At 65.7% G+C, this 22229-nt stretch carries 18 protein-coding genes and 1 pseudogene; 8 read left to right on the forward strand and 11 right to left on the reverse strand.

Annotated elements, in window-relative coordinates; translation table 11 throughout:
* Positions 1 to 73: 73 nt before the first annotated feature.
* Genes DR843_RS14320 through DR843_RS14330 form a run of 3 tightly spaced genes read right to left on the reverse strand, consistent with a single transcriptional unit; the run spans position 74 to position 3166 of the window.
* Positions 74 to 1789, reverse strand: a complete 1716-nt coding sequence (locus DR843_RS14320) for an MFS transporter (RefSeq protein WP_109686877.1) — start codon at positions 1787 to 1789, stop codon at positions 74 to 76.
* Complete coding sequence (locus tag DR843_RS14325; protein WP_109686879.1) at positions 1737 to 2438, reverse strand: LppX_LprAFG lipoprotein; 702 nt, start codon at positions 2436 to 2438, stop codon at positions 1737 to 1739. The genes DR843_RS14320 and DR843_RS14325 overlap by 53 nt, the downstream gene beginning before the upstream one ends.
* Positions 2439 to 2476: 38 nt before the next feature.
* The gene (locus tag DR843_RS14330; RefSeq protein ID WP_146202589.1) at positions 2477 to 3166 is read right to left on the reverse strand and encodes an LppX_LprAFG lipoprotein; all 690 of its coding nucleotides are present in this window, start codon (positions 3164 to 3166) and stop codon (positions 2477 to 2479) included.
* A 47-nt stretch (positions 3167 to 3213) separates the two neighbouring features.
* On the opposite strand from DR843_RS14330, the gene DR843_RS14335 reads away from it, so the two are divergent.
* Complete coding sequence (locus DR843_RS14335) at positions 3214 to 4080, forward strand: alpha/beta fold hydrolase (RefSeq protein WP_109686883.1); 867 nt, start codon at positions 3214 to 3216, stop codon at positions 4078 to 4080.
* A 47-nt stretch (positions 4081 to 4127) separates the two neighbouring features.
* On the opposite strand, the gene clpB is transcribed toward DR843_RS14335, so the two are convergent.
* Positions 4128 to 6719, reverse strand: a complete 2592-nt coding sequence (gene clpB / locus DR843_RS14340; protein ID WP_109686886.1) for an ATP-dependent chaperone ClpB — start codon at positions 6717 to 6719, stop codon at positions 4128 to 4130.
* Positions 6720 to 6895: 176 nt separating this feature from the next.
* Between clpB and DR843_RS14345 the strand changes: the two genes are divergently transcribed.
* Positions 6896 to 7294, forward strand: coding sequence for a PPOX class F420-dependent oxidoreductase (locus tag DR843_RS14345; protein WP_109686888.1), 399 nt, complete (start codon positions 6896 to 6898; stop codon positions 7292 to 7294).
* A gap of 1 nt (position 7295) precedes the next feature.
* Here the strand turns inward: DR843_RS14345 and DR843_RS14350 are convergent, their stop codons facing one another.
* Positions 7296 to 8039 carry a sulfite exporter TauE/SafE family protein gene (locus DR843_RS14350; RefSeq protein WP_109686889.1) on the reverse strand — a complete coding sequence of 248 codons (744 nt, stop codon included), beginning with the start codon at positions 8037 to 8039 and terminating at the stop codon, positions 7296 to 7298.
* 336 nt (positions 8040 to 8375) lie between these two features.
* On the opposite strand from DR843_RS14350, the gene DR843_RS14360 reads away from it, so the two are divergent.
* Positions 8376 to 9206 carry an SGNH/GDSL hydrolase family protein gene (locus DR843_RS14360; RefSeq protein ID WP_109686890.1) on the forward strand — a complete coding sequence of 277 codons (831 nt, stop codon included), beginning with the start codon at positions 8376 to 8378 and terminating at the stop codon, positions 9204 to 9206.
* Here the strand turns inward: DR843_RS14360 and DR843_RS14365 are convergent.
* A complete protein-coding gene (locus DR843_RS14365) occupies positions 9203 to 11905 on the reverse strand; it encodes a hypothetical protein (RefSeq protein ID WP_109686891.1) in 2703 nt (900 codons plus the stop codon). The two genes, DR843_RS14360 and DR843_RS14365, sit on opposite strands and share 4 nt — an antisense overlap.
* Positions 11906 to 12175: 270 nt before the next feature.
* A complete protein-coding gene (locus DR843_RS14370) occupies positions 12176 to 13042 on the reverse strand; it encodes a M15 family metallopeptidase (RefSeq protein WP_109686893.1) in 867 nt (288 codons plus the stop codon).
* Positions 13043 to 13118: 76 nt separating this feature from the next.
* On the opposite strand from DR843_RS14370, the gene DR843_RS14375 reads away from it, so the two are divergent.
* The gene (locus DR843_RS14375; RefSeq protein ID WP_109686895.1) at positions 13119 to 13583 is read left to right on the forward strand and encodes an SRPBCC family protein; all 465 of its coding nucleotides are present in this window, start codon (positions 13119 to 13121) and stop codon (positions 13581 to 13583) included.
* Between the two features lie 59 nt (positions 13584 to 13642).
* Here DR843_RS14375 and DR843_RS14380 read toward each other — a convergent pair whose 3' ends face one another.
* Genes DR843_RS14380 through dnaK form a run of 4 tightly spaced genes read right to left on the reverse strand, consistent with a single transcriptional unit; the run spans position 13643 to position 17623 of the window.
* Entirely contained in the window at positions 13643 to 14068 is a 426-nt protein-coding gene (locus DR843_RS14380; RefSeq protein WP_109686897.1) for a heat shock protein transcriptional repressor HspR, read from the reverse strand.
* Positions 14065 to 15084: a DnaJ C-terminal domain-containing protein gene (locus tag DR843_RS14385; protein ID WP_109686899.1), complete on the reverse strand. Its 1020-nt coding sequence runs from the start codon at positions 15082 to 15084 to the stop codon at positions 14065 to 14067. The genes DR843_RS14380 and DR843_RS14385 overlap by 4 nt, the downstream gene beginning before the upstream one ends.
* Before the next feature lie 44 nt (positions 15085 to 15128).
* The gene (locus DR843_RS14390; protein WP_109686901.1) at positions 15129 to 15743 is read right to left on the reverse strand and encodes a nucleotide exchange factor GrpE; all 615 of its coding nucleotides are present in this window, start codon (positions 15741 to 15743) and stop codon (positions 15129 to 15131) included.
* Positions 15740 to 17623, reverse strand: a complete 1884-nt coding sequence (gene dnaK, locus DR843_RS14395) for a molecular chaperone DnaK (RefSeq protein WP_109686903.1) — start codon at positions 17621 to 17623, stop codon at positions 15740 to 15742. The genes DR843_RS14390 and dnaK overlap by 4 nt, the downstream gene beginning before the upstream one ends.
* Before the next feature lie 301 nt (positions 17624 to 17924).
* Here dnaK and DR843_RS14400 point away from each other — a divergent pair, with 301 nt between their 5' ends.
* The 4 genes and pseudogenes from DR843_RS14400 to DR843_RS20940 form a co-directional block, all read left to right on the forward strand.
* Positions 17925 to 18650, forward strand: coding sequence for a TnsA-like heteromeric transposase endonuclease subunit (locus DR843_RS14400; protein WP_109686904.1), 726 nt, complete (start codon positions 17925 to 17927; stop codon positions 18648 to 18650).
* Positions 18647 to 20629, forward strand: coding sequence for a DDE-type integrase/transposase/recombinase (locus DR843_RS14405; protein WP_109686906.1), 1983 nt, complete (start codon positions 18647 to 18649; stop codon positions 20627 to 20629). Before DR843_RS14400 ends, DR843_RS14405 begins: the two co-directional genes overlap by 4 nt.
* Complete coding sequence (locus DR843_RS14410; protein WP_109686908.1) at positions 20626 to 21690, forward strand: TniB family NTP-binding protein; 1065 nt, start codon at positions 20626 to 20628, stop codon at positions 21688 to 21690. The genes DR843_RS14405 and DR843_RS14410 overlap by 4 nt, the downstream gene beginning before the upstream one ends.
* Positions 21593 to 22114 (forward strand): annotated as a pseudogene (locus tag DR843_RS20940) (TniQ family protein); the annotation flags it as partial. The gene DR843_RS14410 and the pseudogene DR843_RS20940, both read left to right, overlap by 98 nt.
* Between the last annotated feature and the right edge of the window lie 115 nt (positions 22115 to 22229).

Consider the following 22229-nt stretch of genomic DNA (forward strand, 5'->3'; position numbering starts at 1 on the left):
GCCATCGCGGTTTCTGGCTGGGAGAGCCCCGGTACCAACAGCTGAAGAAACTTGTTCCAACGACGGGTCTGAATCAGAGGAACGGGGTCGCGTCCTCGGGCACCGCGATCCGCTCCCGACCCAAGAACCAGCACACGCCCGCAGCGATGAGCGCCAGGACGCCCGCACCGAGGAACACCGTCTGGCACTGCACGACTCCCGCTTCGGCGAGTTGCCGCACGGACGGATTGCTCATGGACTCGATCTGCGCGTAGAAGCGGTGCAATCCGATCGCCGTCAGCAGTGCCAGTCCCAGGACCATGCCGATCATCCGGCACACCACGACCAGCGAGGACACGACACCGTGTGCCTCCTCGGTGGCGTCCGCGAGCGCCGCATCGTTGACCGGGGCGATCGCGGCGCCGAAGCCCAGGCCGACCAGGATCAGTACCGGCCACGACACCCACGACTCCAGCGAGCCGAATCCCCAGGTGGACATGATGATCAGGCCCAGACCAGCGAGAACCAGGCCGACCAAGGCGATCTGGGCCGGGCCGAATCGGCGCAGCAGATAGCCACCGATCAGCGCACCGACCGGCACTGCGAACAGGAAGCGCACCAGCACGAAGGCGGCTTCGGTCTCCCCGCCGTCACTGGTCAGGCGGGCCAGCAGCGGCACGTCGACGATGACCGCCACCAGCGAGGCACCCACCAGCAGCGAGGCGATGAGCGCCGGGATGACCCGGCCGACCACAGTGCCCTTGGTGATCAGAGGTACAGCGGCCGTCCGCTGGCGGACCACGAAGAGAACCGCTGCGACGACCGCAACCGGCAGCAGCCACAGACCCATCGGGCCGACGACCTGCTTCTCGGGGTTCGTCGTGGAGAAGGTCAGCACGATGCAGCCGAGGAAGACCGCCATCAGCAGCGCACCGACCAGGTCGACCTGACGCAGGATCGGCCACCAGTACCGCGCCGAGAGCACTATCGCCAGGACGATCGCGATCGTGGCCCACACGCCAATGGGAGTGAACAACCGAGCCGTGTGATCGCCGTACGGGACGAAGGCGGCACCCCACCACTGCACCGATTGGGCCAGGACGTCGGGCGCGGCCAACGCCAGCCAGAACAGCACCACGGCGACCAGAGTCACCAGCCCGGTCAGCCACCCCCACCACAGCGGAACCTTCCGCGTGCTGTCCGCGAGCGGCTGCGGGCCACCGATCGCGCGGATCGAGAAGGCGAGCACTACACCGAGAATTGCGTTGACCCAGAAGATCATTCGCCAGTCAGCAACCACCAGGATCAGGGCACCGAGCAGCGGACCCAGCACCGAGCCCAACTCCTGGACGGCACCGACGATGCCCAGCGGCGTACCTCGTTTGCCTCGCGGCCACAGGTCAGCGACCAGCGCGAGGGTCCCCGGCACCAGGCCACCACCACCGATGCCCTGCACGACGCGGCCACCGATCAGGGTCGGCAGGTCGGTCGCGAGCGCGGTGATGCACGAGCCGATGACGAAAATGCCCAAGCACAGCAACAGGATTCGTTGCCGGGAGACCAGGTCGGACAACCGGCCGATCAGCGGCAGGACGGCGACGTACCCCAGCAGGAAGCCGGAGATGATCGGCGTTGCCTTCTGCAACTCATCGATCGAGAGGCCAACTCCGGACATCATGTCCGTGATGGCGAGGACGACGACGTAGGTGTCGGCCGCAGCCAGGGCGACGGCGATCGATGCCGTCGCCAGCAGTCCCTTAGGGTGCCTTGATGTCGACGGTCTGGCCGTAGGAGTCGAAACTGACGTCATAGCTCGCATTCGCGTTGGAGTAGAACGGGCCGTTGATGGTCATGGTGAGTAGCTGATTGGTGCTCTCGTCGACACCGAAGGTGAAGTCGTACTTACCGGTCGACGGGCCGATGGAGAAGACCGAGTGCACCTCGGCGGCAGAGATGCTGCCGCTCACGGTCTGCACGATGACCTTGCCCACGCGCTTCTCATCGCCGAACTTCGCGTCGGTGACCTTGCCCAACAACGAACCCAGGCCATGCTCCTTGTCGAAGAAGCCCGCGGGGTTCGGCACTTTGTACTTGGCCGGGTCGATCTTCTGCTCGCTGCCGAAGATCTGCGCCCACATGTCGTCCTTGATCGCGACGACGGGCACCTGCAACGCCGTGCCGTTGAACTGCAGGTTCACGTTGCCCTGCCATGCGGGAGTCGCAGGGGTTGCGTCGCCCTTGGCGCTCAGGACCGCGTTGGTGTCCTTCGGGATGTCCTTGCCGACCATGTCGACGTGTACGCCGCTCGTGGCGTTCATCGTGTCCCGCGCCTTGGCCAGCAACTGGGTCGGCGTCTGCGCCGCGTCGGTCGGTTTGGGTCCGCTGCTGGAGGTGCAGCCGGTCAGTCCACCGGCAACAGCAAGGACGGCAACGCTGGCAAGAAGTGATCTACGACGCATGATCCCGCCACCATACCCGCGAGTAGCCCCGGGGATGCTCACCCGACCTCCGGCGGATCGATCGCCACGCGCTCGCCGTACTTGCTGAACGTGACGTCATACCGGCAGGTCGTGTCCTTGAAGAGCGGCCCCTCGATCCGCAGCGTGATCAACCGGTTGGCGTCGTCGATCCCGAAGGTCAGGTCGTAACTGCCGGTGGTCGCACCCACGCCCAGAACCCGGCGAATTTCGCTGGCCGGCACCGTGCCGATGACCGTCTGCAGGATCGTGTCACCGCTGCGTCGGCTGTCGCCGATCGCGGGGTCGCGCACCACCGCGAGCAGCGAACTGAGGCCCTTGTCCTTGTCGAAGTACATGGCCGGGTTGGGTGATTTGTAGTGCGCCGGGTCGATCTTGGTCATGTGGTCGTTCCAGGGCAGCGTCGCCCAGACGTCGTCCTTGATCGCGACGATGGGGATGAACACCTCGACACCCTTGGTCTGCAGTTTGATCCGGCCCTTCCAGGCCGGCGTTGGCGCGCCGTCGCCGCGAGCGGTCAGCACCGCCGAAATGTCCTTCGGAATGTCGGCCCCGACCATGTCGATGTGCACGCCGGAGGCCGCGTTGAGGTTGGCTCTGGCCGCCGCGAGCAGGGTCTTGGGGTCGGCGGTGCTGCGGGGAGCCGGACGTGCCGAGTTGCATCCCGCGACCAGTGTCAGCGCACCGATCAACAGAGTCCGGCGGCGCATGCCGGGGATCTTACCCACGGGTAGGGTGAGCTACGTCACTGATCTGGATGGGAGCCCTGTTGTCCGTCGACCTGCAGCCGATGTCCATCACCGCCGCCGACGGCGCGACCCTCGCCGCGTTCACGCGAGCGGCGACCGGTGACGCGCCGACCGTCGTACTGGCCCATGGCTGGTGCCTGACCCACCGTGCGTGGTTACCGGTCATCGAGGCTTTGCCCTCGGCGTACGGGATCGTGGCCTACGACCAACGCGGGCACGGCGACTCCGAGCTGGGGCACGGTTTCCTGCGCGGCACCGGCCAGGAGACGTTGCGCCAGTTGGGCTCGGACCTGGAGTTCGTGATCTCGACGGCGGCGCCCAGCGGCGACCTGGTCCTCGGCGGCCATTCGATGGGTGGGATGACCCTCATGGCGTACGCCGGAGGGGGTGGTTCCCTCGGGCGGGTACGTCGCGTGGCGTTCGTGGCGACGGCCGCGGGCGGTCTGCGCGGACTCGGGCTGCCGGCGGAGAAGCAGGTGTGGACGGCACTGGCGCACGTGCCGTTCCGGATGGGCCCGGCGACGCGCGCCGACCGGGTGGTGCCGATGCTGTTCGGCCGCGGCGCTTCGCAGTCCGCGATCGACGCGACGCTGGCCGACATCCGCCGGACACGGACCTGTGTGATGGCCGGGTTCATCAAGGCGATCACCGAGCATGACGAGTACGCCGTGCTGCCGGACTTCGCGGCCATTCCGACGACGGTGCTGGTCGGGAGCAAGGACAAGCTGACCCCGCCGGTGCTGGCGCAGCGGATCGTGAAGAAGCTGCCGTCGGCGTCGCTGGTGGAGTTGGACGGCAAGGGTCACATGCTGACCTATGAGGCCACCGACGACGTGGTGACCGCACTCACTGGGCTGACACTTTTGAAGCCGTAGCGACATGAATCTCGAGATCCTGTGTCGCTACAGCTACAAAAGTCCGATCAGGCCAGTACCTCCTGCGGAGTCAGCACCAAGCCGTCGCTGCCTTCGGGATGGTCCACGATGACCGTGTCCCCGTCGCTGACCTCGCCGGACAGCAACTCCTTGGCCAACTGGTCGCCGACTTCCTTCTGCACCAACCGCTTCAACGGCCGGGCACCGTAGGCCGGGTCGTAACCCTCGTCGGCCAGCCACTGCTTCGCCGCGTCGGTCACCGACAGAGTGATCCGACGATCGGCCAGCCGCTTGCTGAACGACGCCACCTGCAGGTCGACGATCTGCTCCAGCTCTTCCTTGTTGAGCGGGTCGAAGATGACGATCTCGTCGAGCCGGTTGAGGAACTCCGGCTTGAATGTCCCACGGACAGTAGCCATGACGCCTTCCTTCTGCGCCTCCGGCGTCAAGGTGGAGTCGATCAGGAACTGCGAGCCGAGGTTGGAGGTCATCACCAGGATGACGTTGCGGAAGTCGACCGTGCGGCCCTGCCCGTCGGTCAGGCGACCGTCGTCGAGGACCTGCAACAGGATGTCGAACGTCTCCGGGTGCGCCTTCTCGACCTCATCGAGAAGGACCACCGAGTAGGGCCGGCGACGGACCGCCTCGGTCAACTGACCACCCTCTTCGTATCCGACATAACCGGGTGGCGAACCGATCAGCCGCGCGACGGCGTGCCGCTCGGAGTACTCCGACATGTCGATGCGGACCATCGCCCGCTCGTCGTCGAAGAGGAAGTCCGCCAGCGACTTGGCCAACTCGGTCTTGCCGACACCCGTAGGCCCAAGGAAGAGGAACGAACCCGTCGGCCGGTCGGGGTCGGAAACCCCTGCCCGCGAACGACGTACGGCGTCCGACACGGCTTGGACGGCAGTCTTCTGGCCGATCAGCCGCTCACCCAGGACGTCTTCCATCCGCAGCAGCTTCTCGGTCTCGCCTTCGAGCAGACGCCCGGCCGGGATCCCGGTCCAGGAGGAGATGACGTCGGCGATGTCGTCGGCGCCCACCTCGTCCTTGACCATGGGTCCTGCCCCGGAAGCACCGGCGGTGGAGCCGCTGGCCTCCGCCGCCTGCGCCTCCTCAAGCTGGTGCTCCAGGTCCGGCAGGTCGCCGAAGCGGATCTTCGAAGCACCACCCAAGTCGCCATCGCGCTCGAGTTTGTCCATCTGCGTGCGCAATTCGTCGATCTGGGCCTTGAGCTCACCGACCTTGTTCAGGCCGGCCTTCTCGGCTTCCCAGCGGGCGTTGAGGGCAGCGAGCTGCTCCTCCTTGTCCGCCAGGTCGGCCTTCAGCTTGGCCAGGCGCGCCTTCGACGCGTCGTCGGTCTCGTTCTCCAGGTGCAACTGCTCCATCATCAACCGGTCGACAGAACGACGCAGCTCATCGATCTCGACCGGGGAGGAGTCGATCTCCATCCGCAGTCGCGACGCGGCCTCGTCGATCAGGTCAATCGCCTTGTCCGGCAACTGTCGTGACGTGATGTAGCGGTCGGACAGCGATGCCGCGGCGACCAGGGCCGAGTCGGCGATCGCGACCTTGTGGTGCGCCTCGTAGCGCTCCTTCAGGCCGCGCAGGATCGCGATGGTGTCCTCGACGGACGGCTCGCCCACGTAGATCTGCTGGAAGCGACGCTCCAGCGCCGGGTCCTTCTCGATGTGCTCGCGGTACTCGTCCAGCGTGGTCGCACCGACCAGGCGCAGCTCACCGCGGGCCAGCATCGGCTTGAGCATGTTGCCCGCATCCATCGCGCTGTCACCGGTCGCGCCAGCGCCCACGACGGTGTGCAACTCATCGATGAAGGTGATGACCTGTCCGCCGGAGTTCTTGATCTCCTCCAGGACCGCCTTGAGGCGCTCCTCGAACTCACCGCGGTACTTCGCACCGGCGACCATCGCGCCGAGGTCGAGGCTGATCAATCGCTTGCCGCGCAACGATTCTGGGACATCGCCGGTCACGATCCGTTGGGCCAGGCCCTCCACGACAGCGGTCTTGCCGACGCCGGGTTCGCCGATCAGGACCGGGTTGTTCTTGGTCCGCCGGGACAGCACCTGCACGACGCGACGGATCTCCTGGTCGCGGCCGATGACCGGGTCCAGCTTGCCCTCCTGGGCCACGGCGGTCAGGTCGGTGCCGTACTTCTCCAGGGCGTCGAACGCGCCTTCGGGGTCCTGCGTGGTGACCTTGGCGCCACCGCGAGTCTGCGGAATGGCGGCCGCGAGCGCGTCGGCGTTCAGGCCGTAGCCACCGGTGCGGGCCAGCGCCAGCAGCAGGTGGTCGGTCGAGGTGAACGTGTCGCCCATCGCCGTCATCTCTTGGCGGGCGCGCTCGAGCACGTTGAGCAGCTCGCGGGTCATCGACGGTTGGGCGACGGAAGCGCCTGTGCTGCGGGGCAACTGGCCGATCAGTCGCTGCGCTTCCGAAATGACCGCCGAGGCGGAAGTGCCCGTCGCTTCGAGCAGCGGGCCGGTCGTGGTGTCGGTCTGCTCGGCCAGGGCGAGCAGCAGGTGGACGGGCTCGACCTGGGGGTTCCCGGCGGCGGTCGCGTGTTGGACCGCGCCGCTGAGGGCCTCCTGAGCCTTGGTGGTCAATTGCAGATCCACGGTGATGGTTCTCCTTCAAGTACGTCTGTTGAGTGCTGGTACGGCGGCCCGTGACTTCCCATGAAAGGCACCGGTCGACGTACGTCCTATGAAGTTCAACCTGCTCAGAGTTGAGCCTATTCCGCTCAACTTCGGATTTCTACGGCCTGTCCGACCCAGATGATTCACTGGACAGCATGAGCGATCTGCTCGCCCTCGGCGATGTGCACTTCATCCGGTTGACGACGTTTCGCAAGAACGGCGAAGGTGTCGGGACACCGGTCTGGGTCGCCCGCGACGGTGATTCGTTGGTGGCGTTCACTCCCCAGGGGACGGCGAAGCTCAAGCGATTGCGGCACACCTCGCGGGTCGAAGTCGTCGAGTGCGGCCGACAGGGCAAGGTCGCTGACGATGCCGTGCCAGTCCCGGCCACGGCCGTCATCGACACCGACCCGGCCACCGTCGACCACGTCGCTGCGCTGCTGAAGGCGAAGTACGGCGTCGAGTACCGCCTGTTCATGGCCGTGGAGTCGGCCGTCTCGTTCGTCCGCCGCACGCCGAAGGCGCCGCGTGTGGCCATCCGGATCACGGCATAGGTCACCGGGAGACCCACAGCCAGATCGCCAGGCCGAAGCCGGCCGCCGCGATCGTCCAGCGCAACAGATCAGCCGGCACTCGGCGTACGACGGGTGGCCCGGCGTAGCCACCGACCACCGCCCCCGCTCCCATCGCCAGGGCGGGCAGCCAGTGCACGGGCCCGCTGACTGCGAAGTAGATGGCGGCGACCAGGTTGGACAGGCCGAGCAGGAAGCTCTTCATGATGCTGGCCAGCACGATCGATTCGGAGGTGAACAGCAGCATCGCGGCCAGGAACATCACCCCGGCCCCTGCGCCGAAGTAGCCGCCGTAGACCGACACTGCGAGCAGCGTCACGGCGAAGGCCCGCGGCGCGTCGCCACCTCGCGCTAGCGCCCGGATCCGCGGTTGGAGCAGCAGCGCTAGGGCGGCCAGTGCGACCAGGAACGGCACGATCGCCGCGAACGAGTCCGCCGGTGCCAGCAGCAGGATCACCCCACCGACCAGGCCCCCGACGATCGAGCACGACGCCCACACCACCAGCCGCCGACGGTGGTAGCTGAAGACGTCCCGGCCCGAGTTGGCCAGGGCACCCGCACCCACTCCGACCAGGGCGACGGTATTGGTGACGTTCGCGGCGACCGGCGGCAGGCCGACGGCTAGCAGTGCCGGGTAGGACACCAGCGAAGCCAGACCGGTGACGAACCCGACCAGGCCGGCGAAGAATCCGGCGGTCAGGAGCAGCAGTGCTTCGGCCAGACTCACCGCACGTGCTGGTCCAGCCAGCCACCCTTCTCCGCAGCGGTGGCCTCGAACCGCTCGATCAGCGCCTGGGCCACTGCACTCGTCGGGTCTTCGATGGTCTCGACGCGCACGTAGACCGCCCAGTCGTGGTCCTCGCTGTCGTCCTCCCCGCGAGCGCCTCCCGGATCACCCGCACCTCGGCGAAGTCGTCATCGCGCAGTTCTTCGGCTACGGCGTCGGCGTCGTCACGTTCGGGGAAAACCAGGAGGTATTCGGCCATGGACCAAGCCTGCCAGGCTGCACGCCGGTCATCCGCGCGACACCTCGCGTTTGCCCCGGGCATCTACCCTGCCCACGATGCGCAGAAGGTTCGTGGCGGTCGGTGACTCGTTCACCGAGGGGGTGGGTGACCCAAACCCGCTCTACCCCAACGGTGTCCGGGGCTGGGCCGACCGAATGGCGCGCCAATTGGGCAGGTACGACGATCGCTGGCGCTACGCGAACCTCGCCATCCGCAGCAAGTACCTCAGAGAAGTCGTCGATGAGCAGGTCGACCGCGCGTTGTCGCTGCGGCCGACGCTGATCACGTTCTATGCCGGCGGGAATGACATCCTGACCGCGCGGGTGAACATGGCTGCGGTGATGGACCTGTACGAGGACACCGTGCGCCGGTTGCAGACGTCGGGGGGCCAGTTGATTCTCTTCACCGCGTACGACGCCACCCGGGGCCCGATCCTCGAGCCCGTGCGGCGCCGGATTGCTTTCTACAACAGTACGGTTCGCGATATCGCGCGTGACATGAACGCCATCCTGATCGACCACGACCAGATGGCCGAGTTCGGCGATCGCCGGCTGTGGAGTTTCGACCGGATTCACATGTCCCGACCCGGGCACAAGGTGATGGCCGGTGCGGTGCTGGCCGAGCTCGGGATTCCGCACACGCTGAAGCTGCCTGAGTTTTCCCCGTTCGAGCGGCGACTGACGCTGAAGACCGTGCGCGACGAATCGCGCTGGGTCCGCAGTGAAGTCGTGCCGTTGATCAGGCGACGGGTCAGCGGCGTCCGCGAGGGCGACACTTTGACAGCGAAGTGGCCCGAACTGATCCGCCCGGCAGACGGGATGAAGCGGCTCGCCCGCAGGCACTCCGGCGATGCACTGCGGGTTCGCCACGAGGCGAGGAACGGTTAGCCCGCGGCGTACGTGAACGGGGTAAGAGTGGTGGAGCGAACTCCACTCATTCCCATGCACCACGCACCGACGCAGTCGAAGCCGGTGACGTCCGCTGCGATCGGCTGCGACCAGAACCGGCCGTTCCACACGCTGACCGCGCCGTTCGGATCCCCCACGATGCAGGACGTGGCCGAATCGCAGTGCACGTAGGGCAAATTCAGCGGCGAGATTCCCACCGAGGGCAGTTTGCTCTGGTGCCACTCGCGACCGTTCCACACCACCGCTGACCCACCTGTCGCGGTGGCGACGCACCACGTGCTGGAGGTGCAGGTGACCATCGACACCACCGCGTGATTGCCGTCGATCGCGCCTCCGGCGGGCTGGAATCCCGACCCGCGCCACACCACGGACGCTCCGTAGTCGCCCTGGAGCATGCACCAGGAGGTCGTCGGGCACGACACCCCGACCAGATTTTGTACATCGGGCAGGTCACCGAGACGGATCCAGCCGTGGCCGGCGGTCGCGTAGACGGCCGTGCTCGTGCGCATGGCACACATCCCGCCAGGTTCGCACCACATCTGCCCCCAGGAGCCGGCCGGTTGCCCCGAGGAGGTCCAGCCGGTGGCCGGCGTCCATTGCTGGCCATCAGCGCTGAAGCACAGCGTTGCTGACAGGCAGCCGATCTTGCCCACATTTTGCATAGCGCCCGACCACTGCGAACCGTCCCACTTCTGGATCCAACTGCCGCTCGCCGTGAAACAGGTGGTCTGCGACGCGCACGCGAGGGTCCGCGCACCCAGCCACCACTGCACGGGTTGGAACGCGGCGGCCAAGGCAGTGCCATCCCATCGGGAGAACCGTCCCGACGCCCAGCCGACCGTGCATTCCTGGGCGGTGCAGTCCAGCGTTGTCGCGCGTTCGCCGGAGGTATTGATGTCCGACCACGACGACCCGTCGTACACCTTGTCCAGCGAGCCGCCGACTGCCAGGCAGCGGCCGTTGCTCAGGCAGTGCACACCGACCGGCGCATCCGATGTGTAGCTGCCCGATTGCTTCCACATCCCGTCGGCGGCGCGCGACCACAGGCCACCGACCGTTGTCACCGCCACGCAGGTCGATCCCGCGCAGCTGAGCGAATCCACGTTGGCAGGCGCTTTGGCGGCGGACCTGACCCAAGAGGAACCGTCCCACTGCACCTGGATACCTGCTCTATCGGCGACCAGGCAGGCCGTCGACGAAGAGCAGGAGATGGTCGGCTGATCCAGATTGGCCAGTGCCGGCACGGCGGTCCAGGTCAGGCCGTCACTGCTGGTGAAGCCTTGCTTGTTGCCTACCAGGACGCACTGCTGGTCGCTGGCACACGCGAGGACCGGAGCGACCACGGCGGCACTGCCCGGTGCCGTCGTCCACGTCGACCCGTCCCATACGTACTCATGCGTTTCGTCGGTGACTACGCAGTGGTCGGCCGATGAGCAGGCGATGGCCCGCAACGACTGGCTCGGCACTGTGGTGGCCCGCCAGCTTCCGTCCGGCTGGGAGAAGTGCACCCGACCGAAATAATCGAGCAGAGCGCAAGATCCGTCCGTCGGGCACGACATGCCGTACGGGTAACTCGCCGGGATCGTGGTGGATGCGCCTGCGGTGAGTGCGGCTGAGACCGGTGAGACCAGGTAACCGAAGACGTCCACGATCGCCTTGGCCCCTGAGGTGCTGTATCCGTCGAGAGCGGCGTCGGAGCCCACGCCCAGCCCGATCAGGACCGGGTTGGAGGAGACGCGTCCCGCGCTGAAGTTGACGTGGGACACCGACGGCGTGCTGGTGCCGCCGCTGACCGGCGTGCCGCCCGGTTGCAAAGTGAAGGCACCGCTGGCGGTGCCGACAGCGGTGAGGTTGACGAACGCCGCGACAGCGCCCGCCGGAGCCCGCACCGTGAAGTTGCTCCCGTACGTCGATCCGGTGCCTGTGCGCTGATCCATCACCCGCGCCGGGGTCACCGGCACGAAGTTGCTGCCCGCCGCCACGTAGCCCACCAGGTCGACAACGACATCAGTGCGGCCTGCGGAGTAGAGGTCGATCGCGCCGTTGCTGCCGGGCGCGACGAGGGCCTGGGTCGATGCGGTCAGACCGGTCGCCGTGTTGAGGTTGGAGACCCCAGGGCGGGCGACACCGTGCGGATAGGCGGTCAGCCAGCCGTTGCCGGTGGATCGCGTGCCGATCACCGACAGGACCACGGCACGCACCCCGCTCGTGGGGACCCCGCCGCGGCCGAGCACCCGGACCGAGCGGGTCGAGTTCGCCGCGTACGGCGCCCCGGACCTGGTGTCCAGCAGTCGGGTCGGTGTCGCGGACCGGTACCCCGTCCCGTCCACGGGCGTGTATGCCTGGGTGTCGACAATCAATTGGGCTGCGGCGGAGAGGAAGACGGTGACCTGGCCGGAGGCCGACGGGGCCACCATCACCTGCCGCGCCGTTGTCCGCCCCGCCATGAAGTTCAGGTTCGATGTGCCTGGCCGGGCGACCCCTGCGCGGTACGCCGTGCCCCACCCGGACGCGGCCGGCGAGACGACCGTGAGGTTGAGAACCACGTTCGTCGCACCGGCTTCGATACCGCCGCGACCCGTCACCTGGAAGGTCACCGCGCCACCCGCCGGGACCACGCCACGACGGACGCCGACCCCGGAGCGGCTGTCCACGATGCGCGTGGGCGTGATGGGCACAAATGCGGTCGAAAGCGCCGGTGCGGCAGTCGCTTTCGGTGGGCTGGAAGCCGATGCCGTCGGCGTGACCAAGCTCCCAACGATCGCCATCGCCGCGAGGACGAGCATTGCGACCCAGTGATTCTCCAACCTTGTCCGCATCGGCCGGACCCCCTTCCTCGACCGTCGAACACTATCTACGAGGAGGCGGCGGCGATAGAGAACTCACAGGTTGGAACACGGAACTGGCAGGAACTTGTCAGGACTTTCCCAGCAGCGGTCCGGTCAGCTTCAGTAGGTCGGAGCCGCCGGCAGACCGAAGTAGGTCTCGAGGGCTGCTGCCTTGCGGCGGGTGAAATCTGCGGCGAGCGGAAGGCCGACGTAGCGCACGTGCCACGGCTCCCACTCGAAGCCGGTGACCGCCGTCGCCGTCCTCGGGTACCGCACGATGAAGCCGTACCGCCACGCGTTCGCTGAAATCCATTGCGCCAGAGCCGACGTGCCCACAGATCCCTTGAGGTCGATCGACAGTCCGAGTTGGTGCTCGGAATGGCCCGCACGCGCGCATTGTCGGTCCGCGCCCGCCGGGCCGAGCGATCGGACGTAGGAGTTATAGAGCGACAACTGCCCTGCGTAGGACCGGTAGGCACTGGTGAAACCGGTGGGGTGACCGGCCCGGGCTGCCGCTTGCCGCAGATATCCGTAGGCCGCCGCGCAGTCCCGGCGCAACCGGAATGAGCCGGTCGCCGTGACCAGGGCGGGCGCGAAACTCGACGGCAGCGCGATGCGCTTGTTGGCCACCCGCCACAGCGAGGCGTTCAACGCAGCGGTCGTCGTGGAGGCCGAAAGCTGCACTATCCCAGTCGAGGTCACGACGGCCAGCCGCGTCGTGGTATTGGCGGGCACGGTGGCTGACACGATCGCCGCACCGGAAAGGGCAGTCCCCCGCCCCAGCACCTGACCGGCCAGAGTCTGCACGCGGACCGACCCGGTGACCCCGCTGACCAGGACGGCGACCCGCGAGGAGGTGACCGGGTAGTACGTCACCTTCGGCGCGACCGCCGCTCCCGCCGGCTCGGTCGCCGCCCACCCGAGCAGCGCCAAGCCGCCCGCCAAGCCGCCCGCCAGGGTCGCGCGGCGGGTCAGTTCGATCGTCATGAGCGCCGATTCTGCCACGTGGGCGGGCCCCCGATCAGAGGTTGCTCCACACCCAGGAGCACGCGAGGTTGGAGCCATGAGTGATGAGAAGAAGTTGAGCGCCAGCCGCTCCATCGACGCTTCGGCCGCCGAGATCTTCGACGTGCTGAGCAACCCACACCGGCACGTCGAACTGGACACCTCCGGCTTCGTGCGCAGTCTCGCGCACGGCGACCGCGTCAAGGAGGTCGGTGACGTCTTCACGATGAACATGGAAGGCGACCACATGGGCGGGGAGTACCAAACCGACAACCACATCAACGGATTCGCCAAGGACAAGTTGATCGCGTGGCAGACCGCCCCCGCCGGCCAGGAACCGCCCGGCTGGGAATGGGTCTACGAGTTGGATGCCCAGGGTCCGGATCAGACCGAGGTCACGTTGACCTACGACTGGAGCAAGGTGACCGACAAGGAACTGCTCGCCAAGAACCTCTTCCCGTTGATCTCCCAGGAGGAGTTGGACGACTCGTTGGCGAAGCTGGCCGAGACGGTTTCCAGCTGAGCACGCAGGTACGCCGAGGGGCTGGGTTCCGGATGGAACCCAGCCCCTCGTGGCGCACCTCAGCGTTGCGGTTGCCAGCTGACCAACGCCGTACTGCGCGCCGCCCGAAGCGGACGCTCGCCCGGACGCAGTTCGACGATCTGACCGTCCGGTCCGGCCGCGAAGATCCGGGTGCCCGCCTGCAGCGCGGCCAGTCGCTCGGTGAGCTCACCGACCTTGTCCTGCAAGGCTTCGACCTGGTGCTCCAACTGCATGATCCGCTGGATCCCGGCCAGGCTGATGCCCTCCTCCTGGGAGAGCCGCTGGATCTCCCGCAGCAGGGCGATGTCGCGCGGTGAGTAGCGCCGACCACCGCCCTGCGTGCGCGAGGGGGTGACCAGACCGAGCCGGTCGTACTGCCGCAACGTCTGTGCGTGCATACCGGCCAGTTCGGCGGCCACCGAGATGACGTAGACCGGGGTGTCGTGCGGGGGGGTGAAGCTCATCGCGCGGCCTGCGCTTCCAGCTCCGCCCGGGGGTTGACCCCCTCTTCCTGCTTGGCCAGGGCCTCGACTGCGGCTTTGGCTTCATCAGTCAGACGTTGCGGTACGACGACCTGCACCTTGGCGAGCAGATCCCCAGTACCCGACTTGGCCTTGATCCCGCGGCCTTTGACTCGCAGGACCCGACCGGACGGGGTGCCCGCAGCGACCTTCACCTTGACCGGCTTGCCGTCCAGGGTCGGAACGGAAACCGTTGCTCCCAAAGAGGCTTCAGCGAACGTGACCGGAAGGTCGAGGGTCAGGTTGTTGCCGTCGCGACCGAAGACCGGGTGCGGCGTGACGCTGACCTGCAACAGCAGATCGCCAGCACCGCCCGGGCCGGGTTGACCCTTGCCGCGCAACCGGATGGTCTGACCGTCCTTCACCCCAGCGGGGATCCGGGTCTTGATGGTCTCGCCGTCGCCGGTCTGCAGGGAGAGCGTTTCGCCCTCGGCTGCCTGCCGGAAAGTGATCGTGGTGCGGGCCTCCAGGTCCGCGCCCCGCTGCGGCCGGGGCTGGTAACCACCGAATCCGCCTGAGCCGCCGGCCTGTCCACCGCTGAAGGCACCGAACAGGTCCTCCAGGTTGATGCCCTGGGCACCACCGCCACCGGTGGAGAAGCGCACGTTCTGACCGCCCGCGCCGCCACCGCCGCCGAACATCGAGGAGAAGACGTCCTCGAACCCGGCACCGCCAGCGCCGGCCGCGCCACCGGGGCCACCTGCTGTGAAGCGGGGGCCGCCACGGGCCATCTGCCGCACCGCGTCGTACTGCTGACGCTGCTCGGGATCGGAGAGCACCTGGTTGGCCTCGCCGATCTCCTTGAACTTGCGCTCGGCCGCTTCGTCACCGGAGTTCTGGTCCGGGTGGTATTTGCGGGCGAGCTTGCGGTACGCCTTCTTGATGTCGGCTTCGCTGGCATCGCTGGGGACGCCGAGCGTGGCGTAGAAGTCCTTCTCGAACCAGTCCTGACTAGCCATGTCCGACGCCTCCCTTCTGATGAATGTTTTTGTGTGTCAATGAACTACGCCGGATCTGCGACTGCAACCCGCGCAGGTCGCAGGACGCGGTCACCCAGCTTGTAACCCGGTTGGATCACCTGCACGACGGTGGTGCCCTCGGAACCCTCGGGCACTTCGGCCTGGATGTGCATCAGGGCCTCGTGCACGGTGGGATCGAACGGGTCGCCCACGGCGCCGTACTGCACCAAGCCGTGCTTGGCCAACACCGTGTCGAGCTTGTCGGCGATCTTCTCGAAGGGCGAACCCTCCAGGTCACCGTGTTGGCGAGCCAGATGAATCTCGTCCAGCACCGGGAGCATGGAGTCCAGCACCCCGATCGCACCGGCTTCGCGGTGCGTGTCGCGGTCCCGGTCGACCCGCCGCTTGTAGTTGACGTACTCCGCCTGCAACCGCTGCAGATCCTCTAGGCGCTCCTGCGCGAGGAGCGTGTCGGGGTGAAGTCCGTCAGTCGATGCGGCGGCCTCCGCCGCTTTCACGTCGGCAGCCGATTGCTCGGGCTGCCGCACTTCGCCAGTCTCCGGGTCGAGGCGCCGCTTGTCACGGACCACCGGCCCGGTGGCCTCGGACTCCTCGCTGTCGCGAGGGTCCGAGGCTTCCGGGTTGACGGAGTCCGTCACTTGGTGTCCTCGTCGTCTTCGACCACTTCGGCGTCGACCACGTCGTCGTCACCACTCGGCGTACCTTCCGCGGAGTCCGTGGACTCGCCCGCAGCAGAGGCACTTTCGGCCTCAGCCTGGGACGCGGCGTACATCGCTGCACCCATCTTCTGGGACGCCTCGTTGACGGCGGTCGTCTTGGCCGAGATGTCAGCCGCGGAGGTGTTCTCGTCCTTCAGCGCAGCCTTGAGGTCCTCGACGGTCTTGGTGACCTCGTCCTTGGTCTCGGCCGGAACCTTGTCGCCGTTGTCGGCGAGGAACTTCTCGGTCGAGTAGACCAGGTTCTCCGCGGTGTTGCGGGCCTCGGTCTCCTCACGACGCTGCTTGTCCTCAGCGGCGTGCTCCTCGGCTTCGCGGACCATGCGGTCGATGTCTTCCTTCGGCAGGGCGGACCCGCCGGAGATCGTCATCGACTGCTCCTTGCCGGTGCCGCGGTCCTTGGCGGACACGTGCACGATGCCGTTGGCGTCGATGTCGAAGGTGACCTCGATCTGCGGAATGCCACGGGGGGCCGGGGCGATACCGGTCAGCTCGAAGTTGCCCAGCGGCTTGTTGGCCTTGGCGATCTCGCGCTCACCCTGGAAGACCTGGATCTCCACGGACGGCTGGTTGTCCTCAGCGGTGCTGAAGACCTCCGAGCGCTTCGTCGGGATCGCGGTGTTGCGCTCGATCAGCTTGGTGAACAGCCCACCCTTGGTCTCGATGCCCAGGCTCAGCGGGGTCACGTCGATCAGCAGGACGTCCTTGCGCTCACCCTTCAGCACACCGGCCTGCAGGCTGGCGCCGACCGCGACGACCTCGTCGGGGTTGACACCCTTGTTGGGCTCCTTGCCTCCGGTGAGTTCCTTGACGACGTCGGCCACGGCGGGCATCCGGGTCGAACCACCCACGAGCACAATGTGATCGATGTCCTCGACCTTGATGCCAGCGTCCTTGATGACCTGGTTGAACGGCGCCTTGGTGCGGTCCAGCAGGTCCTTGGTCAGCTGCTCGAACTGAGCGCGGGTGATCGTCTCGTCCAGGTGGATCGGGCCGTTCTCACCCATGCTGAGGTACTGCAGCGAGATGTTGGTGCTGGTGCTGGAGGACAGTTCCTTCTTGGCCTGCTCCGCTGCGTCGCGCAGCCGCTGCATGGCGATCTTGTCCTTGGACAGGTCGACACCGGTCGTGTTCTTGACCGTGGTCAGCAGGTGCTGGACGATCCGGTCGTCCCAGTCGTCACCACCGAGCTTGTTGTCACCGCTGGTCGCGCGCACCTGGATGGTCGCGAAGCCGTCCTCGGGGTCCTTGCCGACTTCCAGCAGGGACACATCGAACGTGCCACCACCGAGGTCGAAGACCAGGATGAGTTCGTCTTCCTTGCCCTTGTCCAGACCGTAGGCCAGGGCCGCAGCGGTCGGCTCGTTGATGATGCGCAGGACGTTCAGACCCGCGATCTCACCGGCCTCCTTGGTGGCCTGGCGCTCGGCGTCGTCGAAGTACGCCGGCACCGTGATGACCGCGTCCGTGACGTCTTCGCCCAGGTAGGACTCGGCGTCCCGCTTCAGCTTCATCAGGATGCGGGCCGAGATCTCCTGCGGCGTGTACTTCTTGCCGTCGATCTCCGTGGTCCAGTCGGTGCCCATGTGGCGCTTGACCGAGCGGATCGTCCGGTCGACGTTGGTGACGGCCTGGCGCTTGGCGATTTCGCCGACCAGAACGTCGCCGTTCTTCGCGAACGCGACAACGGACGGCGTGGTGCGGCCGCCCTCGGCGTTGGCGATGATTTCGGGGTCGTTGCCCTCCAGGACAGCGACAGCTGAGTTGGTGGTGCCGAGGTCGATGCCTACCGCACGAGCCATGAGTGGTGCTCCTTTGTTTCGTTGATATCCAGTACGCCGAGGAGCCGGTTCCCGGGCCCCTCACGATGCGAGGTTGACTGGTTCCGACTCAACTCCGCTTTGCAGGAGTTGTCAAACCCCTACTCGCTAAAGTTGCGTTCACTAGACTCAACTTTGATCCCGGCCGGTTTGTTCCCGTGTCGCCACTAACTTTGAGGATGCTGCTGCTGTCGGTTCTCGCATAACTTGTCAGTAGTCTCGACTTCTTGTCAGCGGCGTGTCAGTAGTCTTCCCAACGTGTCAGTGATGCAGGATCGTGGCCATGGCGGCGCATGGGATCACGCTGAGGTACTGCACCGCAGCCGGGGACGAGGTCGAGACGCCCCTTGACCTCGCACGACCTGACGCCATCGTCGGTGGCTTACCAATCCGGACGCCGCCCTCGTACCCCGGGCGCACCAGCTATCCGGGGTTCTTTTGGTCCGCGACGACGGGGCGGGTGCACGTCTACGAAAGCCTGTTGGAACTGGACCGACTCTGGCTCGCCGATTTCGATCCTGCGGTGGGCAGCCTCACCACTCAGCCGTTCCAGGCCATAGGAAGCGACGGTGACGTCGTGAGGTCCCACGTTCCAGACCTCATGCTGATGTCACCGGATCACAGGGTCACGGTTGTCGACGTGAAGCCCTCCGCGTTCCTGGATCTTCCCAAAGTGAAAGCGCAGTTCGACTGGACTCGTCGGTGGTGTGATGAGCGCGGCTGGGGATACGAGGTGTTCAGTGGGGCCGACCCCCATGTTCTGAGGAACATCAAGTTCCTTGCGGTTGGACGACGCCCCGACCGACTGCCCGCCGAAGCACTTGTTCGAGCGCGACAGGTAGTCCGAGACGGTCTGACCTGGGGTGCAGCCACCTCAGCTGATGGACGGGACTCCTCGCTGCAAGTTGCCCTCGCCGCACTCATCTGGTCCGGTCACGTGACGATTGAACTCAGCCGCCCGCTCAGCTCGGGCTCCTTGCTGCGTGTTCAGGAAGGTGCTGCTGCATGACGGCTGAAGTCTTGGACACATCTGTGGGCCAACAGATGTGGTACGCGGGAGCCGCGTGGACTGTCGTCGAACTAGACGGCATGAACGTCGTGTTGCGCTCGGCCGAGAGGCTGGTGCGGGTGCATGCACCCGCACTCGTTGGCCTCGCGAGCCCGCTCAGCACATCTTCGCAGCCATCAGAGCGAGCCGAACTCGACGCCATCCGGCTCGGATCACTGACGACCAAGCAACGCTCCGCGATCGAGCGTGAGGCCGAGGTCTACGAACGATTGATCGCGTCATCTTCGGAAAAGAGTGTTAACGACCGCTATGAGGCTGCGGCCGACGAGCTCGGGATTGCGGTTCGGACTGCATATCGTCGAGGACAGCGCTATCTCGACTGTGGCGTGGTCGGTTTGCTCGACAGTCGCCTACTCAAGAAACGAACCTCTGCGGTGAGCCCCGAGTGGGATTTGGCATGCAGAGAATCACTGGCGAGTTTTCGAGACAAATCGAACCCCACGCGCGGAACTGTGATCGCTAAGGCAAACGCGCTTTTCCTCAACCTCCATCCTGACGGTGTTGTCCCCTCTCGCGCTGTTGCATACAAGCGCCTCCGAGAACTCGATAAGGGGCGATACACGTTCGGGGCTGCGAAGCAGAGGCGTTCAGTCGCCGAACGTCCTCAGGGCGCTATGGGCCGTCTACGCGCTGACCGGCCGGGACAGTATGTCGTCCTCGACACCACACGGTTGGACGTCTTCGCGATGGAGCCCGTCACTAATCGGTGGGTTAACACAGAGCTGACCGTGGCGATGGATCTCTACTCGCGGTGCATCTTGGGTCTTGCACTGCGGCCAATCTCCACGAAGTCCCACGACGTAGCTGCGGTGCTGTACCAAGTTGTCACCCCTCAGACCTGGGGTCCAGTCAGCGAAATCGGCGAAGGCTGCGGACCGTACGCGGGCGTACCTGAGTCGATCCTCACCCAGGACACGGGCGCGCTTCCGGACACGATCGTGGTCGACCACGGCAAGGTTTATCTGTCTCACCACACACGCTCGGTCTGTCAGCGGCTGGGCATCAACATTCAGCCAGCGATCCCACACAAACCCACCGATAAGCCGACAATAGAGCGGTTCTTCCGTACCCTTCGGCAGCAACTCCTTGAACACCTACCGGCGTACAAGGGGCCGGACATCTACTCACGCGGCAAGAACGTTGAGCGCGAGACGTTCTACTTCGTCAGCGACCTGGAAGCCATCATCCGCGAGTGGGTTGGGATTTACCATCACTCTCCGCATCAGGGCCTGTGTGACCCCATCCTGCCCAACGTCGAGCTTTCGCCCACGGAGATGTTTGCGCGAGGAATATCAGCAGCGGGATTGCTACGGCTACCGTCCTCGGACGACCTGCGGATGGAGTTCCTGGACGTCGCCTGGCGTACGATTCAGCATTACGGCGTTGAGGTCGATGGGCGACGTTATGACGGTTCAGGCCTCAACTTGTATCGAATGACGAAGTCTGCCCATGGCGGTGTCCACGCGGGAAAATGGCCGATCATGGTGGATCGCGATGACGTCAGGGCCGTCTATTTCCAAGACCCTGCAACGCTCACATGGCACTCTCTCGCGTGGGAACACGCATCGGGACTGGAGAGCCCACTAAGTGCTGAGGCTGCCGACTACACCCGCGAGTTGTCTCGCCACACGGACCGCCATGTAGACGCGCCGGCGGCTCTGGGCGATTTGTTGCATCGGTACAGCAAGAAGGCGGTGACGAGTCGTCGCGAGAAGAACGTCGCCCAGCGGCTTGCTGCGTCAACCAGTGATCATCGAGGGCAGCTCGATTCATCCGAGAGCGATATCCCGGATGTGATTGATCTAGCCGCTCACCTTCGGAATCGTGGGTCGCGAAACGTCGTCGACGACCTTGATGTGTTCGACCAGTACTACGCCAACCATCCCGATGGTGAGGCGTTTCAGGTGTTCGACGAATGAACACCTGGGCGAAGTGGCTGCATGACAACGAGCCGAAGCGGTTCAACATGGCGACGAAGCATGGTTGGGACGCGTTCGCGCAGTCGGCAGCGCGCCCCTCGCTCGACCGACTGACCATGAGCGAGCTTCAAGGGCTTTCGGAGGATGAACGTGAGGACTATGACGAAGCGCGGATGGTGTGGAACGCGAACCCACCCGCGGTGAAGACAGCCCAATTGAGCAATGCGTTCGAGGTCATCGAGCAGGTCATGGCGTCCAATCGCCGTGATGGCGACCGTCTGCGCGGCTCGGTGGTGATCGATGCCGCACCAGCGCTGGGGAAGACCACGATCGCGACGCGTTACGCGCGTGAATTTCACCGGCGCACTCTTCGACGCCATGGCCCTTCCACGCAGGCGGATCACCAGCGGCTTCCTGTGGCGTTCGTGCCGTTGGATGCGGGCATCACCCTGAAAGGGTTGAACCAGAAGATCCTGTCGTTCTACGGCCATCCGGGCGCGACGCGTGCGAGCACGTCACGGCTGGGCGCTCTGGCGGTGGACTGCGTGCGATCCTGCGAAACTCAGCTGATCATCATCGATGACATTCACTTCATCGATTTCAAGCACCGCAACGGTCGCGACGTCAGCAACCACCTCAAAGGCCTCGCGAACGAGATGCCGGTCACGTTCATCTACGTGGGTGTGCGACTGACAGAGAAACGCTTCTTCGACGAAGGACTGATCGGAGAGGACGCGTCCTACGCTCAGACGTCTCGGCGGTCGACCAGAGTGCCGATTGCCCCGTTCTCGATCAGCTCCGACGCGGGATTTCGAGCGTGGGTCCAGCTTTTGTCCACCTTGGAAAGTCATCTGATCCTTCTCAACGCCGCACCCGGCATGTTGGTCAGTCACGCGAAAGAACTCCATCGCCGCACCCAGGGCCACATCGGGTCACTGACCAACCTGCTGGATCGTGCCAGCTATGTCGCGATCCGCAGCGGGGTCGAACAAATCACTGCCGAGGTGCTCGCCGCTGCCACCGGTGACAACGCAGCAGAGACCAGTGCCCGCGCCGGCTAACGCGCAGCGTTCACCGCAACACGGGGGCGCATCCTCAAGCGGTGAGCTTCGCCCCGTCGTTGCCGGGTTCGATCCACAACGTCTACCAATCGCGGTGCTGCCCCTCGACGATGAGCCTGCTGCCAGTTGGGCGGTCAGATTCGCTCACCGGTACCAGATGGGGGTGCGTTCCCTGTTCGCATCCATGGGCATCACCGTGAGCGCATGGACACTTCAGAACTTCCAGTCGGGACTGGCCGGTCACCACGAGGCACTCTGCGACGCGCTGGGTCTACCGCAGCAGCGACTCTTTGAACCAAGTGCGCTGAGCCTGGCTTCGAAGGCGGCCCTCGACCAATACTTCACGGAGTACCGACCGTTGCACGCGCGGAACAAGCCCGGGTCACGGTTCTGTCCACAATGCCTCGCCGATCGAGGCGGTGGGTGGAAGCACCTTTGGCAGCAACCCTTGTCGATGGTTTGTCTGGAGCACGAGGCGTATCTGCGCACCGAATGCCCTGGATGCACTGGGAGACCGTGGTCGTCGCGTGCGTGGCTCG

Source organism: Branchiibius hedensis, from assembly GCF_900108585.1.
GTDB classification, from domain to species: Bacteria; Actinomycetota; Actinomycetes; order Actinomycetales; family Dermatophilaceae; genus Branchiibius; species Branchiibius hedensis.